Consider the following 19980-nt stretch of genomic DNA (forward strand, 5'->3'; position numbering starts at 1 on the left):
CTAATTAAGAGGCTTTATTTATTTAAAGCCTCTTAATTTTCAACTCTTCAAATTAAAATCATGTTCGGAACAGTTAGTGAAACTAAAAATAATTTGTTGGCAGAAGTAAACCTTCCTTCAACATTTGAAAGCCTTTTCCTTGATCGCTTAAATTCAGCCGACCACCGTTATATCAAAGACCTTAAAATCAATGTTTCTAACGCTTTGAAAGCACAGACTTTGAAAGAGAAAGAAGCCGTTTTGTTAGCGTTATCAGTAGCTATCAACGAAAAATCAGGCACTTTGGTTACTGCTTTGGAAGAGCTTGCAAAAAACAAAGGAGCAGAAGAAAAAGAGCTTTTAGAGGTTGCTGCTTGCGTATCTTTAATGAATGCTAATAACGTATTGTATCGTTTCCGCCATTTTATGGATAAAGAAACTTACAATAATATTCCAGCAGGTGTCAGAATGTCAATCATGATGAACCCTGTCCTTGGTAAAGAATTCTTTGAATTATTAAGCTTAGTTATTTCAGCCATCAATGGTTGTGAAATGTGTGTTACTTCGCACGAAGCGTCAGTAAAATCTCACGGTGCTACAGAGCAGCGTATATTTGATGCCGTTCGTTTGGGTGCTGTTATCAAAAGCTTTATTACATTGTTGTAATTGAGCAATACCACTTTTAATTATCCCGCTAGATGAGGGTCAGCGAAAGCTGGCTCTTTATTTTTTGCCTTTTCCTATAATCTGTTTGTTGATAATGCCTAACCAAACATTTCTGCCCGTACAATTCCAATGCGTATCACTTTTTAGATAATACTTTTCAGGTGATTTTCTGAAAATTCCATAAGTATCGATAATAGGAACATTCAAAGCTGGATTGCTTTGAATACGCTCTATTAAATGATTGTATTTCCCTAATTCGGGCGATTGTACACTTACTTTGTTGGGAATAATGGATAGATACACTTCATCAAAGCCTGCCTTCAAATATTTTTCTTTACTATTGTTAGCATGAGTAACAAAGGTATCAATCATGGCATCGGTAACAGGGAAAAAAGCAGAACGCCCGTGGGTACTATCGGCCTCCTCCATATAAAATAAATGCTGTTTATCTGATGATAATATCACTTTAGGTTCTATCCTATCAAAGAAAACCAAATTCATTTTAGCTTTCAATTCTCTGAACCACAGAAATATATCATAATTAAACAAGGTATGTTCTAGACGTTCTTCTGTACCGGGAGGAAATATTACAGCGGATACTTTTTCCCAGCCACTAATTACTTTTTGACGAAAACTTAAGTGTGGTTCTTCAACATTTCCTACAGGTGTTTCACAACTGAAATTATCTACATCTTTTGAGAGATGTTCTTTGGCTGACCTTTCTACTGATTCCAAAATCAAAATATTCCTTTTAGTGCTATCTAAATGAATATAGGTATTTTTTGCCCAATGGATGTAGGTGTATTTACCAACATTAAAATCTGTTTTATTGACTCTCGCTTCCTCTGAAAAGCTATCTCCAATAATATACAAATGTACGTTGGAAGTATCGTTGTTTAAAGCTTGTGTATTTTCATGACAATTTTCTGCTTTTTCTTTAAACTCAGGCAAATATGAAAGGCGGTACAAATCACCAAACCGATAATCGTCTGGAAACAGTTTGGTACTCATGTAAATAGCTGGAAAGTAAGCTTGTAGCCACAAAAATATGGACAAAATGAGTACTGAATATTTTAAAATACTTTTTAACATAGGAATGAAGCTTTCGGATGTCGGATGTCAGCTTTCGGTAATCGGATATCGGATTTCAGCTTTTGGGTTTCGGATGTCGGTCGTCAGCGTTCAGTTATCGGATTAATAAAAGCTGACTTCTGAAAGCCAAAGTCCGATAGCTAAAAAAAAACGAAAGCCGACTGCCGAAATCCGAAAGCCCTCTTAAAGTTATCGGATTAATAAAAGCTGACTTCTGAAAGCCAAAGTCCGATAGCTAAAAAAACCGAAAGCCGATGACTGATAGCCGACAGCCTCTTTAAAATTGAAAATAGATAAAATTATTGGTATTGAACACTCCAAAGTAATACACCAAAATCATCAAGACTGATACCAAACTATAAAACTTGATATTGCTTTGTGTATTGATATAAAAATACCTCAATTCTTTCCAAAGTAATAATATAATCAACCCCAACGAAAATAGCATTTCGACGTTATTTAAGGGCGTTTGTAATAAATCATTTGGCGAAGAAAAAGATATTCTCTTTAGAATCAACAAGGCATCCGTCATATTTTTTGCTCTAAAGAAAACCCATGCCAACATCACTAATATAAAGGTTGTAATCAAGTTGATGCCTTTCCCTAACGTATTTTGGGGCAAAGTTAATTTAGGGAAATATTTATTTCTAAAAGCAGCTATCACCAAGTATAGTCCGTGTAGAGAACCCCAAATGACAAATGTCCACTGAGCACCGTGCCACAAACCACTCACCATAAAAACCACAAATTGATTGAAATATTTTCGCCATTCGGCTACACGGTTTCCACCCAAAGGAATATACAAATAGTCACGAAACCACGTAGAAAGTGAAATATGCCATCTACGCCAAAATTCTGAAATAGATTTTGAAAAATAGGGACTTTTAAAGTTCTCCATCAATTCAAAGCCCATTACTCTGGCAGAACCCAAAGCAATTTCAGAATAACCAGAGAAATCGCAATAAATCTGAAAGGTATAAAAGAAAGTAGCGACTAAAAGCGATAGCCCATTTTTCTCCATAGGATTGCCATACGCAGCATCGACCACCATAGCCAGTCGGTCGGCAATTACCACTTTTTTAAACAATCCCCAAGCCATCATCATGAGTCCACTTTTTACTTTCTCCCAATTATACTGATGCTTTTCATAAAATTGATGAATCACATTCTGGGGTCTTTCGATGGGGCCGGCTACCAACTGTGGATAAAACATCACATAGAGGGCATAAATCCCAAAATGTCTTTCTGCTTTCTGGTTGCCTCTATACACTTCTATGGTATAGCTCATTGCCTGAAAGGTATGGAAAGATAGCCCAATGGGTAACAGAATTTTGAGGTAAGGTGCGGGGTTTCTTACATGAATAAAATGTAAGAGATGGGTAATATTAGTATTAAAAAAGTTGTAATATTTAAAAATGGCCAAGATGCCAATGTTGGAAATCAAACTGACAATCAGGAGGATTTTCCTACTATGTCCCTTTGATTGTTCTATATAAATCCCAGCGAAATAATCAATAATGATGGTAAAAAACAGGATTAAAATATAGATAGGTTGAAAAACCATGTAGAAATAACAACTTGCAAAAAGCAGTAATCTCCAACGCCCATTCCAACCCAAAGACCAGTAGCCAAGCGTAACGATGATAAAGAAAATTAAAAAATGAATAGAATTAAAAAGCATATTAACGAAGTTTCACCGACCAATTTTCAAAAGCAGTAGGCGTTGTGATATCAATGATTAATTTTTGATACGATTCTGAATAAGTAAGTACTGGATAAGACGTAGAAACCAGCGGCATTCCTCCTACGTAACTCCCATTTTCATCAAAAAAACGATAGCTTGTATAACTGTTAGTCAAAGCAAAGTATTTTCCTCCAATGCCTAGATTATAATATTTCAACCGTTTTACGCCATAAGTTTCTTCTTTAATGGTAAATATTTCACTTTCTGTTTTATCAAGCACTACTACATCTTTTCCATCCGTTTTCATAATTACCCAATCGGCATTGCGTTGGTCGGCACATAAAAAGAATTTAATCTCAATACTAGGTCTTAACAACTGTTTTTTCTCAATAATTTTTCCAGATAAATTTACACTAAACAATTCTCCATTTTCGCTCAGGGCTTTTATTGAAATCTTCTCTCCAGAACCTTCTAATATCGCTGGCCCATTGAAAGTACGGTTTAGAGCAAGCGGAAAACCATTAGGCACATTTCCATCAGCGTCTTGTAATGTAAGTTTTCCTTTTTTATCTAACAAAATAGCATATTCAACGCCTCTTAGAATAACCGTAGAGATAGGTAAAATATATTGTAGTCCACTCACAGGCTTATAATGAAGCTTTAAACTAAGCGAAGATTTATCTATTTTAAAAGACGCTGCATTGGCAGTAAAAAGTGTTGTATTGAACTTTCTATCTGTTTCTTTATCAAAAAGAATAAAATCACTCACCCTAGTGCCTGTATTATTGGTAATGGGATGTACCTCAAAACCTTCTGCATTTTTAGTAAGTAGATAGATTTTTGTAGGACAAGCCAATAATAACTGCTGTTGGGCAGTGGGCAATATTTTTACATTTTTTATCTCCCCTACTAATTTGCCAGCTAACTGATATGACCAAACAGTTTTGCTTCCTTTGATATAATGAATTTCATTATCATCATCCTGCACAAATACCTCTTGTTTTTTAGTGGAAGGATTGATTATATAAAATGGTTTTGCTGCTGAGTCTATCTTAATACTTGATAGTTTTAACCATTTATTTGAATATTTTTTAGATGGCTGTGATAAAGACAAATTTTTAAAAAACCGAAGCGAAGTTTTTTGCTGATTGATTTCAAAAATACATACTTGAATACGATTTAAAACGCTTTCATTCTCAGCAAATTTACTAGACCATGCATTTACCAATGACTTATTAAAGCCTAGCAATGCTTTATTAGTTTCTGTAATGAGCGTCAAGTTGGCAGGTCTACACTTTTTAATAAGCGCCTGATTCTTGGATGAATTACTCCAAACATCGCCTTTGCTCAAAGTAAGTAAATAGCTTTGCATAGCCGATAAGCTATTAGTCAGGATGACATTGTTTTTATATTCTGTAAAATAGCATTCCTCAAAGCCTGCAAAATATTCCCCAAAAAGCATGCTTGGAAATTCTCTGATACCTAAAGATTTTATGGAATAACCACCGTATTCAACACTTACTACATTAGCATTTTTCTCTTTAGATACTTCAACAGAGGTATTTTTTAAGATATCTAACAGCTTATTATTTCTTAGGATTAATGCTTTCCCGTTGAATTTCTCATCGCCTTCATCAAAGCCTGTAAACACTATCCCGCTTTCCAAGTTTTGATAAATATCACTATAATTAACTTTGAATGCTGCCTTTACGGTATTCCTTAAGGTATTTAATTCTTTATGGTCGTTAAAATACTTTTTAAGATTTTCTTCAAAATTTGTTTGATTGTCTATCGGTATATGCAACAAAAATGATGAAGTATTCGGAATCATGCTCAAGGTCTCTATCTTTTTAGGAGTTTGCCCCTCAAAAAAATTATCATTGGGGCTGTTGCCTATTGCACTAATAATAGATTTGTCAGATTCAAAACCAGAGAAATAATCAGAGAACAACTTAGTAAACTGCGTGGCGCCTTTATCTTTATGGATAGATATTTTATTGATAAATTTACTTATCGCATCCTTATTCAAATGCGTAGCCGTGGTTGCTACATCCTTATTAATGCTGAGCACATTGGATATTTCTTTAATCCAAGTATTTTCGCTTGGCAAGATAGATTCTTCAATCAAGATACTTGACGAACTAAAAATCAAAATATCATTTTGGATGATAAACGACAGGACTGATTTTGTGGTAGAATCTATTACTTCTGCGATTCTATAGCCACGGGTGGTATGATAAATGATTCTACTACCAGAGATATTTTCTTGAAGCTTGGAGATCTTATTGACTAAAACAGCATCATTTTGGGTAAGAGGCAGATAAGTAATATAATTCAAGTCTGCTTTTACTTCAGGCAACAAAGCAAAATATAGCATTTTACCTTTCAATAAGTCTTTTACTTCATCTGTTGAAAGACCCATTTTCTTCAATAAACTAAACTGGTTTTCAACCCGAGAAAGCAAAGGAATTTCAGCAAAAACGATTGACTCAGGATAGCCAGAAAGTTCATTGGTTTCTAATAATAGCAATGTATTATCAGGAACAAATCGTTTTAGGGTACTTAAATAAGGATTTTTCTTTTGAAAAAAAAGATAACTACCAATTCCTAAAATGGCTATTGCAAGGAAAAGTATTACCTTATTTTTCATAATGTTATCATTTTAATGGATAAAAAGATTTATCCAAAAACTGTTTTTACTCTCACTAATGCAGACGCCACCACTTGGTGCATATCATAATATTTATATTCAGCCAAGCGACCACCAAAAATCACATCTTTTTCTTCAGAAGCTAATGTACGATAACGTTTGAACATCTCAGTATTCTTATCATCATTAATTGGATAATAAGCCTCCATACCTGAAGTCCATTCACATGGATATTCTTTGGTAATAACCGTTTTGGGCTGTTTCCCAAATTCAAAATGCTTATGTTCAATAACCCTTGTGTAAGGAATATGAGCTTCGGTATAATTTACCACGGCATTACCTTGATAATTTTCTTGATTAACTACCTCATTATCAAAACGCAAGCTTCTGTACTCTAATTTACCAAAACAATAACCATAATATTCGTCGATATGACCCGTAAAAACAATTTTATCAGCAATTTCCTTAAATGCTTCTTGATTTTCGAAATAATCAGTTGATGTTCTTACCTCAATATCTTTCAATAAACCTTCAGTAAGTTTATTATACCCACCAATCGGAATACCCTGATATTTATCGTTGAAATAATTATTATCAAAGGTAAATCTAAGCGGTAATCTTTTAATGATAAATGCAGGAAGTTCAGTAGCCTTTCTTCCCCATTGTTTTTCGGTATAACCTTTAATCAATTTATGATAAATATCGGTTCCGACCAGAGAGATTGCTTGTTCTTCAAGATTCTGTGGGTCAGTAATGCCCGAAGCCTTTACCTGTTCATTGATTTTATTCTGTGCCTCCTCAGGTGTTTTTACTTTCCATAATTGATAAAAAGTATTCATATTGAAGGGTAAATTAAATAATTCACCTTCAAAATTGGCCAATGGAGAATTGGTGTATCTGTTAAATTCAACAAATGAGTTTACATAGTCCCAAATAGCTTTATCATTGGTATGGAAAATATGGGCTCCATATTTATGAACATTGATGCCTTCTACTTCTTCACAATATATATTGCCTCCTAAATGTGGCCTTTTATCTATTACCAGACATTTCTTACCTCTTTTGTTAGCTTCATGAGCAAACACAGCACCAAACAATCCAGCACCAACTATCACAAAATCATATTCTTTCATCGTTGTCCTGTTGGTTCTATTTTAAGTTTTTGATATTATTATTTAAAGTAAGCCTGAAATTCAATAATTCATTGAATGATTGCCAGCACACTTTTAACAGCTTCATTTTTCGGATAGATACCTCGCCCGTAGCTCTTTCTTTATGCACTATCGGAATATTGAATAATTCTTGTCCAGCCTTTTTTGCCATAATTGCCAGAAAAATATTCGGAGCAAAAGGGACAGGATTAGGCAATTGAGACAACAATTTCTTGAGGAAATCACCCTTGATTAATCTAAAAGGAATGTTAGAGTCCATGATAAAAGTACCATACACTACAAACATACTATATCTTAAGATACGGGTGATGAATAATCTGAAAGGGTCGTCGTGTCTTACTTCTCTATGCCCTAAGATAAAAGCAGATTGATGACGTTTTTCCCAAAGTAATTTTAAATCTTGAGGAATGAATTGGTCGTCCGAATCAGTTTGGAATACATATTCGGCCTCTAATTCAACAGCTTTGCGATAGGCATGCACTACTGCATTACCATGTCCTCCATTTTTTTGATGAACAACAATAAGTTTAGGATATAGTGGTTGCAATCCATCTAAAATTGCACCAGTATTATCTTTTGAACCGTCATTTACCACGATAAGCCTAGTTTCTTCTAACGCAAATTCACTATCTAAAAGATCCGACCAGATTTTAACTACTTCAGCCATACAATCTTGTTCATTGTAGGCAGGCATGACGATGGCTAATTTGATACTCATTCAGTATTTCGGTAAAAATAGATTTAATAAATTGATTTATAAAAGCAAAAAAAGCATAGGATTGAAAATTAGGGCTAGCGTTCAAACTACAAAAATATCGAAACATCGGTACAAAACCGATTTTAGAACAATACTTTATCGTTAACAACTTGATTTTTTGTGCTTAATAGGTAAAATATTTCTTTAAATGGTTAATGGGCTTCTCGATAATGAACCAAGATAATGTTGCAATAAAAACTGTTATTCCTAAAAAATATAGGAATTCAAAACCTATATTGAGAGTAAACAATGGAAAAATTCTTTGAATTTTGTGAAGACCTCTCAATACAATACTTGTCTGAGGAGTATGATAAAAGTTGTAAACAAAGTTGTGGTATAAATAAATACCATAACTTATGCGTCCTAAGTATTGTATGACAGGATGTTCAAAAAACCATTTCAAAAAGCCTTTATATTCAGCAATTGCTTTGGCAATCAGGAAAAAACAGAAAGTTGCTCCCAAAAAACGTTCAGCTACTACCTTCCCAAAATTCTCTACCTCTCCTGTTGCCTTTTGTTGAAAGATGATTAATCCTACACAGATAGCATAAGCAATAAAGCTAAGTACGATAAACTTAGTATTGGCTAATTTATCAAACACTTCATTCTTTTTGAACGTAAAATAGTATGCCATCAATCCTCCCAAACCAAAACAATCAAGGGCAGTAGGCATCAGCACATATTGCACTAACCAAGGTGTTCCATTGAAGTACAGCCATAACCGAATGGCAATAGAGATAACAATCATTATCATCAATAATTTCAGGTAATGACGCGTCGGTAGAAAAAGTATCAGATAAGGAAACACAAGATAATACTGCTCTTCTACTGCCAATGACCACAGGTGGTCTATCGTACCCATCCAATGTTGATTGATAGCAATATATAAATTGGTGCTGTAAGTCAGGCACCAAACCAATGTTTCACGAACTGGGGGAATATTAAAATAATATAAAGCAAAGATTGACAGAAAATAAATAGGGAAAATTCTGATGCTCCGTCTAATGATAAATTGTTTTACAGAAAACCAATGGCTTCGTCCTGTTCGGTCGTCTTTTAATTTACTTTGTATTAAAATTCTGGTAATCAAAAACCCACTTAACACAAAAAACATCGTTACACCAAGATGCCCCAATGGAAGGGGATTTCTTTCTGCCATCCAATGGTCAACTAAAACCAACATAACTGCCAAAAAACGAATACCATCGAGTTGAGAAAAATATGTTTCTTTTTTTATTTCTGACATATTAAGTAAGAGTTCTGACTTGTGAGTGACCACTCACCTTCAAGCATCATGCAATTAAGCTAATAGTAATCTAAGCTTTTCAGCAATATTTTTTTCGTCTAGTCCAGATTGAGCCTGATGGAAACCTTGGTCTCCATAAACGCCATCAGGATATCCTTGTGCCCGTAGGCTAATAAATTTGTTCAATGAAATGCCTTTTTCTAACAACTGAATCGAAAGCTGTTGTGCTAATCCGCCAATACTTACGTGTTCTTCCACCACAAGTACATTTTTGGCTTCTTGTAGGATGTTAAAAGCTTCTGTATCTATCTTTAAGGGTAATTGATAGGCCGTAAATAGGTTAAACTTATCTTTGAAGTCCTCGTTTTGCAACACCTTGATGACATTCCCCACTATTGGTCCTAATGCAACAATACTTGCCTTAGCATTGTTTGGCTTTGCCAATAATTTTATTGAATCAAAATCTTTTTCTAGTGAGGGTGTCTGTTTCCCAGCTCCCAAACGCAAATAGGCAGGGCGACCTTCAGAAATAATCTGATTTACAAAAGGCTCTACTTCGTCTGAAAATGCAGGAATCCAACATTTTACATTTTGCAAGCTACTTAGTCCTGCCAAATCTTCAATAGCATGGTGGCTACTTCCCATTATTCCGTAGCCATATCCTCCGCCATTACCTACTAAAAATACGGGTAAATTATGCAAGCAAACATCATTTCTAAATTGCTCCCAACAACGGTATACTACAAAAGGAGCGATTGAATAACAAAAAACCTTGAAGCCTTTGTAAGCCATTCCCGCTGCCAGACCAACCATATTTTGTTCAGCTACTCCAGCATTGATAAAACGTTTGCCCATCGTTTTTTGTAGGTTTTCTAAAGCATTATACCCCAAATCACCTGTAATAAACACCACTTTCTCGTCCTCGAGGGCTATCTTTTCTATGGCATCTGAAAATTCTCTTCTCATTATAGATAAAGCAATTTGTTCAATTGCTTAATTATTTTCTTTGTTCTTCTACTAGTCTCTTTATTTCTTCTGAAGTATTGTACCTTTTTACCCCTTTGCGCACACGAGTTCTGATGAATTTTGGTCTTTTCTTGGTCTCTTCAAAAATCTTAGCAATGTATTCTCCTAAAAAACTTATGCCAAGCAGGTTGATTCCTCCGAAAAACATTACTAAAACAATCACTGTAGAAATACCTGAGGGAGTATCTGGAAAGAATATATATTTTGCTAATATCTGCCAAATAATCCCTAAGATAGATAGCAAAGTCATGATTACTCCTCCATAAGACATGATTTCTAATGGCACAAAACTAAAAGAGAAAATCGCTTTTTTGGCCCACCAGATATTCTTACGCCAGTTGTTGGTGGATACACCAAACATTCTTTCAGGACGAATATAATCCACCCCTATTTGTTTGAAGCCTACCCATGCCCTTAAACCTCTCAGGAATTGTTCTGTTTCAGGCAAGTTGACTAATTCTTTTACCACTTTACGGTCAATCATTGAAAAATCGCCTGCATCATTTGGGATATTGATGTAAGACATATTTTTAAAGATTCTGTAGAAGGTCTTATAAAAGAAATGTAACCAATCTGGCATTTCACGTTGTACCCTTACACCATAGGTTACTTCATACCCTTTAGTCCATTTTTCATAAAAATTCGGAATTACCTCAGGGGGGTCTTGCAAATCGCCATCCATTAGTACTACAGCATCACCCGTTGATATTTCCATCCCTGACAAAAACGCAGCCTGTGAACCAAAGTTTCTTGAATGCGTAATACCTATTACATTAGGGTCTTTATTACAGATTCCCTCCAATACTTCTTCAGTATTATCAGGCGAACAGTCGTTTACAAAGATGATTTCATAGCGAACCTTCATTTCATTAAAGGTTTTCACCAATCGCTCATACATAAATGGAATAGCCTCCGCATCTCTATAACAAGCGATAATTGCTGTAATGACAGGGTTCAAATACGGGTTTTGAAAGGCTGGTAATACTCTTTCTTCGTATTTGATAATCTCTTGCCATTCAAAGTATTTACGCAAACCTACGTTCAGAGGGGTTTTAGCCGTCCAGCCTAAATCTTTTTCAGCTTCTGTAGGGTCACCATACCACTCTGCTAAATCCCACTGGCGTTTTTCCATGCTTCCCCATGATGGCTCTTCAAGGATGTCAAACTCTTTTCTTGAGATTTCAACTAAATCTCCAATAGTTGTTTTGATACTACTAGCAATATTATATGATTTGCCTCTGATATCAGCAGACATTTTCAAGGCTCCGTCTAGGAAAGCCTCCAAACAGTCTGTGATATAAACAAAGTCTCTAGAAATTTCTGGTGAAACGAAATTAGGGAGTTTTCCAAACCTGATTTGTTCAATCAATTTTGGCACGAGTCTATCGGGCTCTTCCCAATCTCCATAAATAGAGTATAGCCTTAAATTGATGGCATTTTTCTGAAAAACATTCGCATAAAACTGAATAGCATACGCCGCAGAAATTTTTGATACAGAATAATGACTGTTGGGCTCTAAAGCGTCACTTTCTTTGGGTGCGGTACAATTAAAGCCATATTCCGAGCTACTCCCCGCATGAATATAAACCATATCAGAGGTTAAATTTTCTAATAAATTAACCGTACCAATTACGTTGGTTTCGTAGGTAAGCCCTACATTATTTTGTTTAGAGTAAGCCCCGTAAGCAGCTAAATTGAATATTGTTTTAGGTTTATAGATATTAAATACTTCTTGAATAGAATAATTAGAAACAATATCACAATGAACGATATTTGCTGCTGGCACATTCAATAACTTCAAACGCCAAGCTTTCTGTGCACCGTGTGTTAAGGCATAACAGTCATTTCTAAGTTTAAAAATTTCGTTGAATAGATTGGCTCCAATAAATCCACTTGCACCATAAACAAAAATTGGTCCTTTAAGGGCTAGAATTTTTTCTTTTACCGAGTAGGTCATTTATTAATAATTTTCAATTTCCAAGAAATTTCTTTGAAATAATAAGTTTGTATATAGTTGGGTAATATGATACTAATCAAAATACTTGGTCTGAATTTCCTCTTGAGCACTTTGGTATTGCTCAGCATTCATGGGTAAATAATGCCATTCCAATTTATTTTCCATATACGATACTCCCTTTCCTTTCACAGTATTGGCAATTATCACTTTGGGAAGTCCATTTTTACGATTCTTTAAATAATCAATCTTTTGATAAAGCATTTCAACATCATGCCCGTCGCAATCTATGACATCAAAACCTATTGATTTCCATTTTTCAGCATCAGCCGAAACGCCTAGCACCGCATTGGTATTCCCAAAACCTTGTAGCCCGTTTTTGTCAATCATTACGATTAGATTATCCAACTGATTAGCCACAGCATAATGTCCTGCTTCCCATGTTGTGCCTTCATTGGTTTCACCATCCGACATCAACACATAAGTAAAGTCATTGTTTTCTAATATCTTATTCGCTTGCGCTATTCCTGTAGCAATGGGGAAACCATGCCCTAAAGAACCTGTAGCAAAAGGAATTCCTTTTACTTTATTAGGGGCTGGATGTGCTGGGAGGTCTGTACCGTTTTTATAATAACTCTCTAGCTTCTCGTCTGAAATATCACCGATTTCATGCAAACAGGCATAAAGGGCGGCGGCGGCATGGCCTTTTGAAAGAATAAATGTTTCATTTTCTTCTTTATGAGACATTAATGATGCAATCATTAAGTCTATACAAGAAAGCGAACAACCAATATGACCAGCATTCGCATTGAAATACATTTTTAAAATTTTCAGCCGAAGACTCCCCTGCATTTTCTTGAAGTCTTGTAATAATTCAACGCTATTATTGATGATAGTTGTCATTAGAACCCTTTGAGTATTTAGCTGTATAAACTTTAATCTAAAAAAAATCAGACGAAGTTTACACAAAAATAGCTGGTTTTTTAAGCATACCCAAAGAAATACATTATTTCTTGGTTATCGTAAATTCTACTCTCCTATTTAAACGACGCCGTTCTTCGGTAGCATTACTAGCAATTGGGCGAGTTTGCCCCCATCCTTTCGTAGTAATTCTATTGGCTGAAATCCCCTTGCTAGTGATGTATTTCTTTACTTCTGCCACCCTGCTTTCTGATAATTGTAAATTCAACTGAAAGTCACCTTGATTATCGGTATGTCCTTCAAATAGCACTTCTAAGGTCGGTATCTCTATCATTGCCTGAACGATTTTATCTAATTCTTTCATGGCCGAAGGTAGTAATTTTGCTTCTCCTTGTTCAAATGTCAGGCTATTCAATACACCCTTGTTTCCCACTTCCAATGGCAATAAATACAAGTCTTTTTTGATTTCTTGGTATGAAGTTGCCTTTGTCAAATCTATTGTTTCATTAATGGCTAAATAGCCACTCGCATTGGGTATAAAATCTATTATTTCATTCAAAGGCAACACAAATTTGAAGTTTCCGTTGGCTGGCTCATATACTTTCTCTTCTTTTTTTAGCAGTTTATTCCTTGGAATCATCGCAATGCTAGCCGTCACAGGCTGTTTGTCGGTACTCGTCAACACCCTGCCCGTGAATAGTGCTACGGGGTCTGGCTGTACTGTTTTGGGTAAGGTTAATTTAAAAATATCTTCCTTATTACTTCCATTAAATGAACATACATAAGCATATTCCCCTGATGCTGGCAAGGTAAAATATCCGTCCCAGTAAGGTGTGTTCACGCCAGCACCCAGATTTTCGGGTTCTGTCCAGTTTGTCCAAGTATCATCCAATCGCTTACTTTTAAAAATATCGTTATCGCCATATCCCGGTAACCCACGTGTAGAAAAATACAAGGTCTTGGTATCTGCCGCAATAAAGGGCGTCATTTCATGTTCGATACTGTTTATCTTTTTTCCTAAGCTTTTTGGTTCAGTCCAAGTATTATCAATTTTCTTGAAAGAAACATACAAATCTCTTTTTCCGACTGTATTCTTTCGTTGAATAGACATTACCATGATTCTTCCATCGGATGATACCGTAAACTCGGCATTGGGACTTTGGTTGTAGAAATTATCTATTTTTACCTCCTCAGGAAAAGCCCAACCTTCAGCCGTTTTCAACGAATGAGATATTCCCGAAGAAAGCTTTCCATTTTCATGGTATTTATTCATCAACAAAATTTCTGTGCCATCAGTAGAAATAGCCAAAATAGCATTTTTGTCCTTTGTATTAATCGGCAAGCCTATATTCTGTGCTTTTGTCCATTTCTCATTTTTATCTATATTACTGAAATATACATCTTGGTCTTTTGGTTTACCAAAGAAGCTGACATAGTTTCTGGTAAAATAGAGGGTTTTGCCATCACTTGAAATCACAGGAGCAAATTCCTGATGCCTTGAATTCACCCCTTTGCCAAGGTTAGTCCTCACTATCTCCTTGGGAGCATCCTCCGCAATGTTAATTTTTACTTGAATGGGCTTAGCAGATTCAGAGATACCAATGGCATCTAATTGAGGTTGGTCGTTAATGTCTTTACTGTCTACAAATACACTGATGGCATGCACTTTAAAAGAAGTTTTCTCAGGCAAAAAAATATCAAAAATCTGCCCTTTTTCATGCACTCCAGTCGTACTATTCTGTACATACAATAAGTGTTCTTTCATCAAAGAATCAAAGCCAATTATTTTTGAAATGGGTGCGTCTCCAAAACTCCTTGCAATACATATTTGCTGAATGGCCATCAATGTATCAAAACTTACTTTGATATATTCCTGACCTACCTGTGGTTTTTTGGCAGGTTGCCAAGCTAAGCCACTGGCCACAAACTGTGGCAAAACATTGGGTTTGCCTAATACTTGAATAGCCTTATTAGCAGAAGGCTGAAAAGGGATAGTATTCTCTGATGAAAACGCCAATACTTTACTAGCCCAAAACACTTGTTGGGCATTAATACTGAATGAAAAAGAATATAAAAACAAAAATATGGTCAAACCTTTACCTCTCATGAAAACCTTATTTATTCTCTTCCAAAAACAAAAACAATTTCAATTTGTTAAAATAATATAGCAATATAAAACACTTTTGAGCAAAAAAGGCTTTTTAAAACCATTGTAAAGAATAAAATCTCTTTTCATTAGTAATTACTAATGAAAAGAGATTTTATTCAACTGTGTAGAGATTTCTTAGTTCTTAACAATCATAAACTCTACTCTTCTATTAAATTTCCTTTTTTCTTCTGAATTATTACTTGCTACTGGACGAGTAGAGCCGTACCCTTGTGTCTGGATGCGTTTCATATCTACGCCTTTATTAGCCAAGTATTTTTTTACTTCATCTACCCTTTGTTTGGATAACGTTAGGTTGGCATTCCAATCACCTTGGTTGTCGGTATGCCCTTCCAACATGATTTCCATCGTAGGGTTTTCTTTCATTACTACTACTATTCTATCAAGTTCAGGATATGAGTTAGGCAAAATATCAAATTTACTCTGTTCAAAAAATACACTATTCAGCGTCATTCTTTGTCCAGCTTCAATTGGTAATAAGAAAATATTCTTTTTTATTTCTTTAAATGTATTCTCCTTTGAAAAATCTAATATTTCAGAGAATGGCATAAATCCTTTTTTGGAAGCAGAAATAGAGTACGTTTTTTTGGCAGGTAACATCAATTTATAGTCGCCCGTTTGTGGGTCGAAGGAAACACAAACAGTATCTGCATCGGTCAACGACTGAACCTTTATTTTAGCATCAATGAGTTTTCTATCTGCAAAATTATATACGCCACCCGTTAATTGAATAACGGTTTCGGGCTTAATTGACTCAGGCACTTTAAATTTAAAAATATCTTCATCGCCAATAGAATTTTCTTGAGAGCTATAATAGGCGTAATCTCCTAAGGCTGAAACGGAAAAATATCCATCCCATTCAGGCGTATTAATCCCCGCACCTAAATTTTCTGGCTCCGACCATTTCAGCCAAGTGTCATCCAAACGGCGTGTCACAAAAATATCACTGCTTCCATAGCCACTCAAACCCCTTGTTGAATAATATAGGGTCTTGCCATCTGCAGCAATAAATGGTGTGCCTTCGTCTTCAGCAGTATTAATTACTTTTCCTGCATTAACTGGCTCAGACCAAGTGCCATCTGGTTGTTGAAACGACAAATAGATGTCTTTCCCTCCATTGGTTTCTTTGAATTGTCCTGTTAGAATCAAGACCCTGCCATTGGGCGAAAAGCTATATTCGGCGTAATCAGATTTATTATTAAAGTTTTTAATAGCCAAGGCTTTCGGAAAATCCCAACCTCTATCATTTTTGGTAGACATTGATACGCCTTTCAACATTGAACCATCTTTTAAGTAAACATTATTCAATAGAATGGTTTTTCCATCAGGCGAAATGGCACAAATAGCATTGTGCTCGGTATTATTGATTGGAGCAGCCATCGGACGAGCCATACTCCATTTTCTATCGTTCTGTAGTTCTGAATACCAAATGTCTTGGTTTTTATCTTTCCCTAAGTTTTCGGGATGTTCCCATCGGGTATAATATAGCGTTTTGCCATCGGGCGAAATCACAGGGGCAATTTCACGATAAGCTGAATTGATATTACTACCCAGATTTTCTTTGAGAACGGCTGCGGGTAAATTTTTAGCCACATTCACCACTGCCCTAATGGGGGTAGTTGCTTGTGAAATACCAATCGCATCTATTTGAGTCCATCCTTTTGTGCGGGTAGTGTTCAGCACTACTTTAATGCTTCTGACTTTATAAGGAGTAGGTTTTGACAGTACCAAATTCAGCATTTTACCAATTTCATTACTTGGTGAGCTTCTATTGGTCCATAAAGTTTTTAGGATATCAAACTCATCAAAAGCTTCCACACGAATAATACTTCCCTGTCCATAATTCTCAGCTATAGCCACTTGCTGAATGGGCATAAGGGTATCAAAACTTACAATCAGGAACTCTTCTTGGGTATTATTTTGCGTGAGAGGTTGCCAAGCACAGGCTGAAATGCCTACTTGAGGTAATTTGCTTGGCTTTCCTAAAGCTTGTATAGCACGATTCTCTTTAGTAGTTTTTGCATCTGAATACTCAGAAGAAAAAGCAACTACTTTACTAGCCCAAAAGGTTTTTTGGGCAGTAGCAATAAAGGAAATGAGAAAGAATAATAACAAAAAGAATATTCTCATTATCAATGGTTTAATAAAGCGATTATGATTTTAACTGATAAATTTAAACGAAAATTGTTTTTTATTATTACTCTTTCTAAAATTTCCACTTTAAACCAACCTATTATTTGATTTTTTTAAGATTAGCTATCGTTTGCAGTGGGTCTTGCGCACCAAAAACATAGCTACCTGCCACTAGCGCATCGGCTCCTGCATCTACCAATTTCTGTCCCGTTTCTTGGTTTACGCCACCGTCAATTTCAATGATAGTTTTTAAGCCTTTTTCTTCAATCATTCTACGAAGTTTACGTACTTTATCATAGGTAGCTTCAATAAATTTTTGACCACCATAACCAGGATTTACCGACATCAACAGTACCATTTCGCAGTCTGGCAAGATTTCTTCTAATACTGATACTGGCGTAGCAGGGTTCAATACGACACCAGCCAAGCACCCTAAGTCTTTGATTTGTTGAATAGTACGATGCAAATGAGTACAGGCTTCATAATGAACAGTAATATTTTCAGCACCTAATCGTTTGAATTCAGCCAGATAACGCTCTGGTTTTTCAATCATCAAATGTACGTCCAGTGGCTTGGTAGCATGGCGATTAATGGCTTCGATAACGGGCATTCCAAAAGAAATGTTCGGCACAAAGTGTCCGTCCATTACATCAACGTGGAACCAATCAGCCTCAGAGGCATTTATCATTTCAATATCTCTCTGGAGATTTGCAAAGTCTGCTGCAAGCAACGAAGGGGCAATTAAAATATTATTCATGCATTAATAGCGGTACGTTTTTTCTTTTAAATCAAAAATTTCAATCAAACGTCCGTCTTTTTTCTTTAAGATTATTTTATTTCGTTCTTTAGTATTAATTTTTTGGATGTATTCCGCATCTTTTGGCAAATACATATTTACATATTGAGCATCAGCATTCGACTGTCCTTCTACTTTACCAATCGTATCAGCCACATACACTGTTTCGATAAAAGAGGGATACAAAATAGTATCTCCTGTTTGATAACGTTCTTCTAGCGATTTTGCTATTACAGGATAAGGATTTTTATCTCTGGCTACTACTCTATAATTATATTTAATAGATACATCGTTCAGTAAATCTTTGATGGTTTGACCCACAAAAAATAAATGAGATAACAGCACCACACCAATAAAAATATTCAAGGGCTTTAAACGCCATTTTACTTGTGAAAGTGCTATGCCTACAAATATAATGGTATAAGGAAACGAGAAACCCGAATAACGCTGGGTTAGTCCAAAAGTATGTCCATTCTTAAATGAAACAAGTACTAAAAAAATGCTTGGGAAAAAGCCCAAAATTGCTAAAAACACCAATAGTTGCTTAGCATATCCTGCTGTTTTATTATTCAAATTATGAAAGAACAGGTATGCTATTATAATACAGTTGATTAGTTCTAAATATTGAAACTTTGCAATGGTATACACAAAAAACGAAACGATATTTGCTATAATAACAAACCACAACCATTTTTTGTCTCCACTCAAGGTGAATTTTCTGATTGAAAATATCGAAAAGCCAGCTATCAAGATGGCTATCAATATATTTTTGAAACCCACAAGTTTGCTTGTTAAACCATTGCTGATAATGAACAAATCTGTAAAAATGGGCAATGCTTTCTTAAACACATTCTTGGGCGTAGCAGGGTCAATCGTTCCTGCATGTGGATTAGGCACTAATCTGGCTTCTTGATAATATACCTTTGCCTGATAGGCTAGTGTTCTAAACGTGTAATCGCCTCCGCCATAAGTAATCCAATAACCAAAAAGGGCAAAGCCAATCAATAAACTCAAGGGCAAGAAAAGCCAAGGTTTTAGTCTCCTAACATAGATTAACACATACAATCCATGCGCTATAAAAACTGTAGCCGTGAGGAAATGAGACAATAAACAAATGCCTGATAGTAAACCATAAAACAGGTATAACTTAATAGGGCTCACTCCTTTTTCTTCCCGTTGAATAATTTTCAAGAAAATGTGTGTAGCCAATAAAGTAAAGAAAAAACTCATTGAGTAGTTTCGTGCTTGTTGACTAGTAGCAATAAAAAAGGGTTCTATTGCCATCAAAGCGGCACAAATCAATGCTAAGGCAGTTTGCTTAAAATGCTCCTTTACAAAAAAAGCTAATAATAATATGGTGGCTAGTCCCCACACTACCGAAAGAAAGCGAATTGAGAAATCGCTCAATCCAAAAAGTTTTGTCCACTGATGCAATACGACATAATAGGCAGGGCTATTGCCAATATCGCTTCGTCTGTTGGCTTCAAAGTAATCTTGTATTCCTTTTTCTGCCCAAAATTCTTTAGGCGTAAAAGTTGTTTTTCCGGGTGTTGCAAAACAGTTTTTTTGTGTGCTTCCTTCTATCGCTATTCCCTGACTTACTAATAGCGATGCTTTTTCATCAAAAAAAATTCCGTGTTTATCAAGATTTATTACTCGTAAAACTAATGCAGTCGAAAGAATACTAATAAGAATAAATAGTTGAACAATAGTAAACGATTTAGAAGTATTTGTCAT

The 19980-nt window shown here is 35.5% G+C and carries 15 protein-coding genes; 2 read left to right on the top strand and 13 right to left on the bottom strand.

Annotated features, from left to right (window positions below):
- Positions 1 to 60 precede the first annotated feature (60 nt).
- Positions 61 to 645 (top strand): carboxymuconolactone decarboxylase family protein, encoded by a 585-nt coding sequence (locus AC07N0_RS10280; RefSeq protein ID WP_494589109.1) that lies wholly within the window; start codon positions 61 to 63, stop codon positions 643 to 645.
- A gap of 57 nt (positions 646 to 702) precedes the next feature.
- On the opposite strand, the gene AC07N0_RS10285 is transcribed toward AC07N0_RS10280, so the two are convergent.
- Positions 703 to 1656 (bottom strand): hypothetical protein, encoded by a 954-nt coding sequence (locus tag AC07N0_RS10285; protein WP_494589110.1) that lies wholly within the window; start codon positions 1654 to 1656, stop codon positions 703 to 705.
- A 46-nt stretch (positions 1657 to 1702) separates the two neighbouring features.
- Between AC07N0_RS10285 and AC07N0_RS10290 the strand changes: the two genes are divergently transcribed.
- Entirely contained in the window at positions 1703 to 1843 is a 141-nt protein-coding gene (locus AC07N0_RS10290) for a hypothetical protein (RefSeq protein ID WP_494589111.1), read from the top strand.
- A 171-nt stretch (positions 1844 to 2014) separates the two neighbouring features.
- Here AC07N0_RS10290 and AC07N0_RS10295 read toward each other — a convergent pair whose 3' ends face one another.
- The 12 genes from AC07N0_RS10295 to AC07N0_RS10350 all read right to left on the bottom strand — a co-directional run bounded on the left by AC07N0_RS10295 (position 2015) and on the right by AC07N0_RS10350 (position 19980).
- Complete coding sequence (locus AC07N0_RS10295; protein WP_494589112.1) at positions 2015 to 3418, bottom strand: MBOAT family O-acyltransferase; 1404 nt, start codon at positions 3416 to 3418, stop codon at positions 2015 to 2017.
- A gap of 1 nt (position 3419) precedes the next feature.
- The gene (locus AC07N0_RS10300; RefSeq protein ID WP_494589113.1) at positions 3420 to 6071 is read right to left on the bottom strand and encodes a hypothetical protein; all 2652 of its coding nucleotides are present in this window, start codon (positions 6069 to 6071) and stop codon (positions 3420 to 3422) included.
- A gap of 29 nt (positions 6072 to 6100) precedes the next feature.
- Positions 6101 to 7204 carry a UDP-galactopyranose mutase gene (gene glf / locus AC07N0_RS10305; protein ID WP_494589114.1) on the bottom strand — a complete coding sequence of 368 codons (1104 nt, stop codon included), beginning with the start codon at positions 7202 to 7204 and terminating at the stop codon, positions 6101 to 6103.
- A gap of 16 nt (positions 7205 to 7220) precedes the next feature.
- Positions 7221 to 7961: a glycosyltransferase family 2 protein gene (locus tag AC07N0_RS10310; protein ID WP_494589115.1), complete on the bottom strand. Its 741-nt coding sequence runs from the start codon at positions 7959 to 7961 to the stop codon at positions 7221 to 7223.
- 163 nt (positions 7962 to 8124) lie between these two features.
- A complete protein-coding gene (locus AC07N0_RS10315) occupies positions 8125 to 9246 on the bottom strand; it encodes an acyltransferase family protein (RefSeq protein ID WP_494589116.1) in 1122 nt (373 codons plus the stop codon).
- 54 nt (positions 9247 to 9300) lie between these two features.
- Positions 9301 to 10212 (bottom strand): transketolase family protein, encoded by a 912-nt coding sequence (locus tag AC07N0_RS10320; protein ID WP_494589117.1) that lies wholly within the window; start codon positions 10210 to 10212, stop codon positions 9301 to 9303.
- A 31-nt stretch (positions 10213 to 10243) separates the two neighbouring features.
- On the bottom strand, positions 10244 to 12229 hold the full coding sequence (locus AC07N0_RS10325) for an NAD-dependent epimerase/dehydratase family protein (protein WP_494589118.1): 1986 nt from the start codon (positions 12227 to 12229) through the stop codon (positions 10244 to 10246).
- A gap of 72 nt (positions 12230 to 12301) precedes the next feature.
- Entirely contained in the window at positions 12302 to 13129 is an 828-nt protein-coding gene (locus AC07N0_RS10330) for a transketolase (RefSeq protein ID WP_494589119.1), read from the bottom strand.
- Positions 13130 to 13232: 103 nt separating this feature from the next.
- Positions 13233 to 15254 carry an OmpA family protein gene (locus AC07N0_RS10335; RefSeq protein WP_494589120.1) on the bottom strand — a complete coding sequence of 674 codons (2022 nt, stop codon included), beginning with the start codon at positions 15252 to 15254 and terminating at the stop codon, positions 13233 to 13235.
- A 177-nt stretch (positions 15255 to 15431) separates the two neighbouring features.
- On the bottom strand, positions 15432 to 17444 hold the full coding sequence (locus AC07N0_RS10340; RefSeq protein ID WP_494589121.1) for an OmpA family protein: 2013 nt from the start codon (positions 17442 to 17444) through the stop codon (positions 15432 to 15434).
- Positions 17445 to 17547: 103 nt separating this feature from the next.
- Positions 17548 to 18204 carry a ribulose-phosphate 3-epimerase gene (gene rpe, locus AC07N0_RS10345; protein ID WP_494589122.1) on the bottom strand — a complete coding sequence of 219 codons (657 nt, stop codon included), beginning with the start codon at positions 18202 to 18204 and terminating at the stop codon, positions 17548 to 17550.
- Positions 18205 to 18207: 3 nt separating this feature from the next.
- Complete coding sequence (locus tag AC07N0_RS10350) at positions 18208 to 19980, bottom strand: glycosyltransferase family 39 protein (protein ID WP_494589123.1); 1773 nt, start codon at positions 19978 to 19980, stop codon at positions 18208 to 18210.

The organism is Arcicella sp. GW821-FHT09D11 (genome assembly GCF_059416265.1).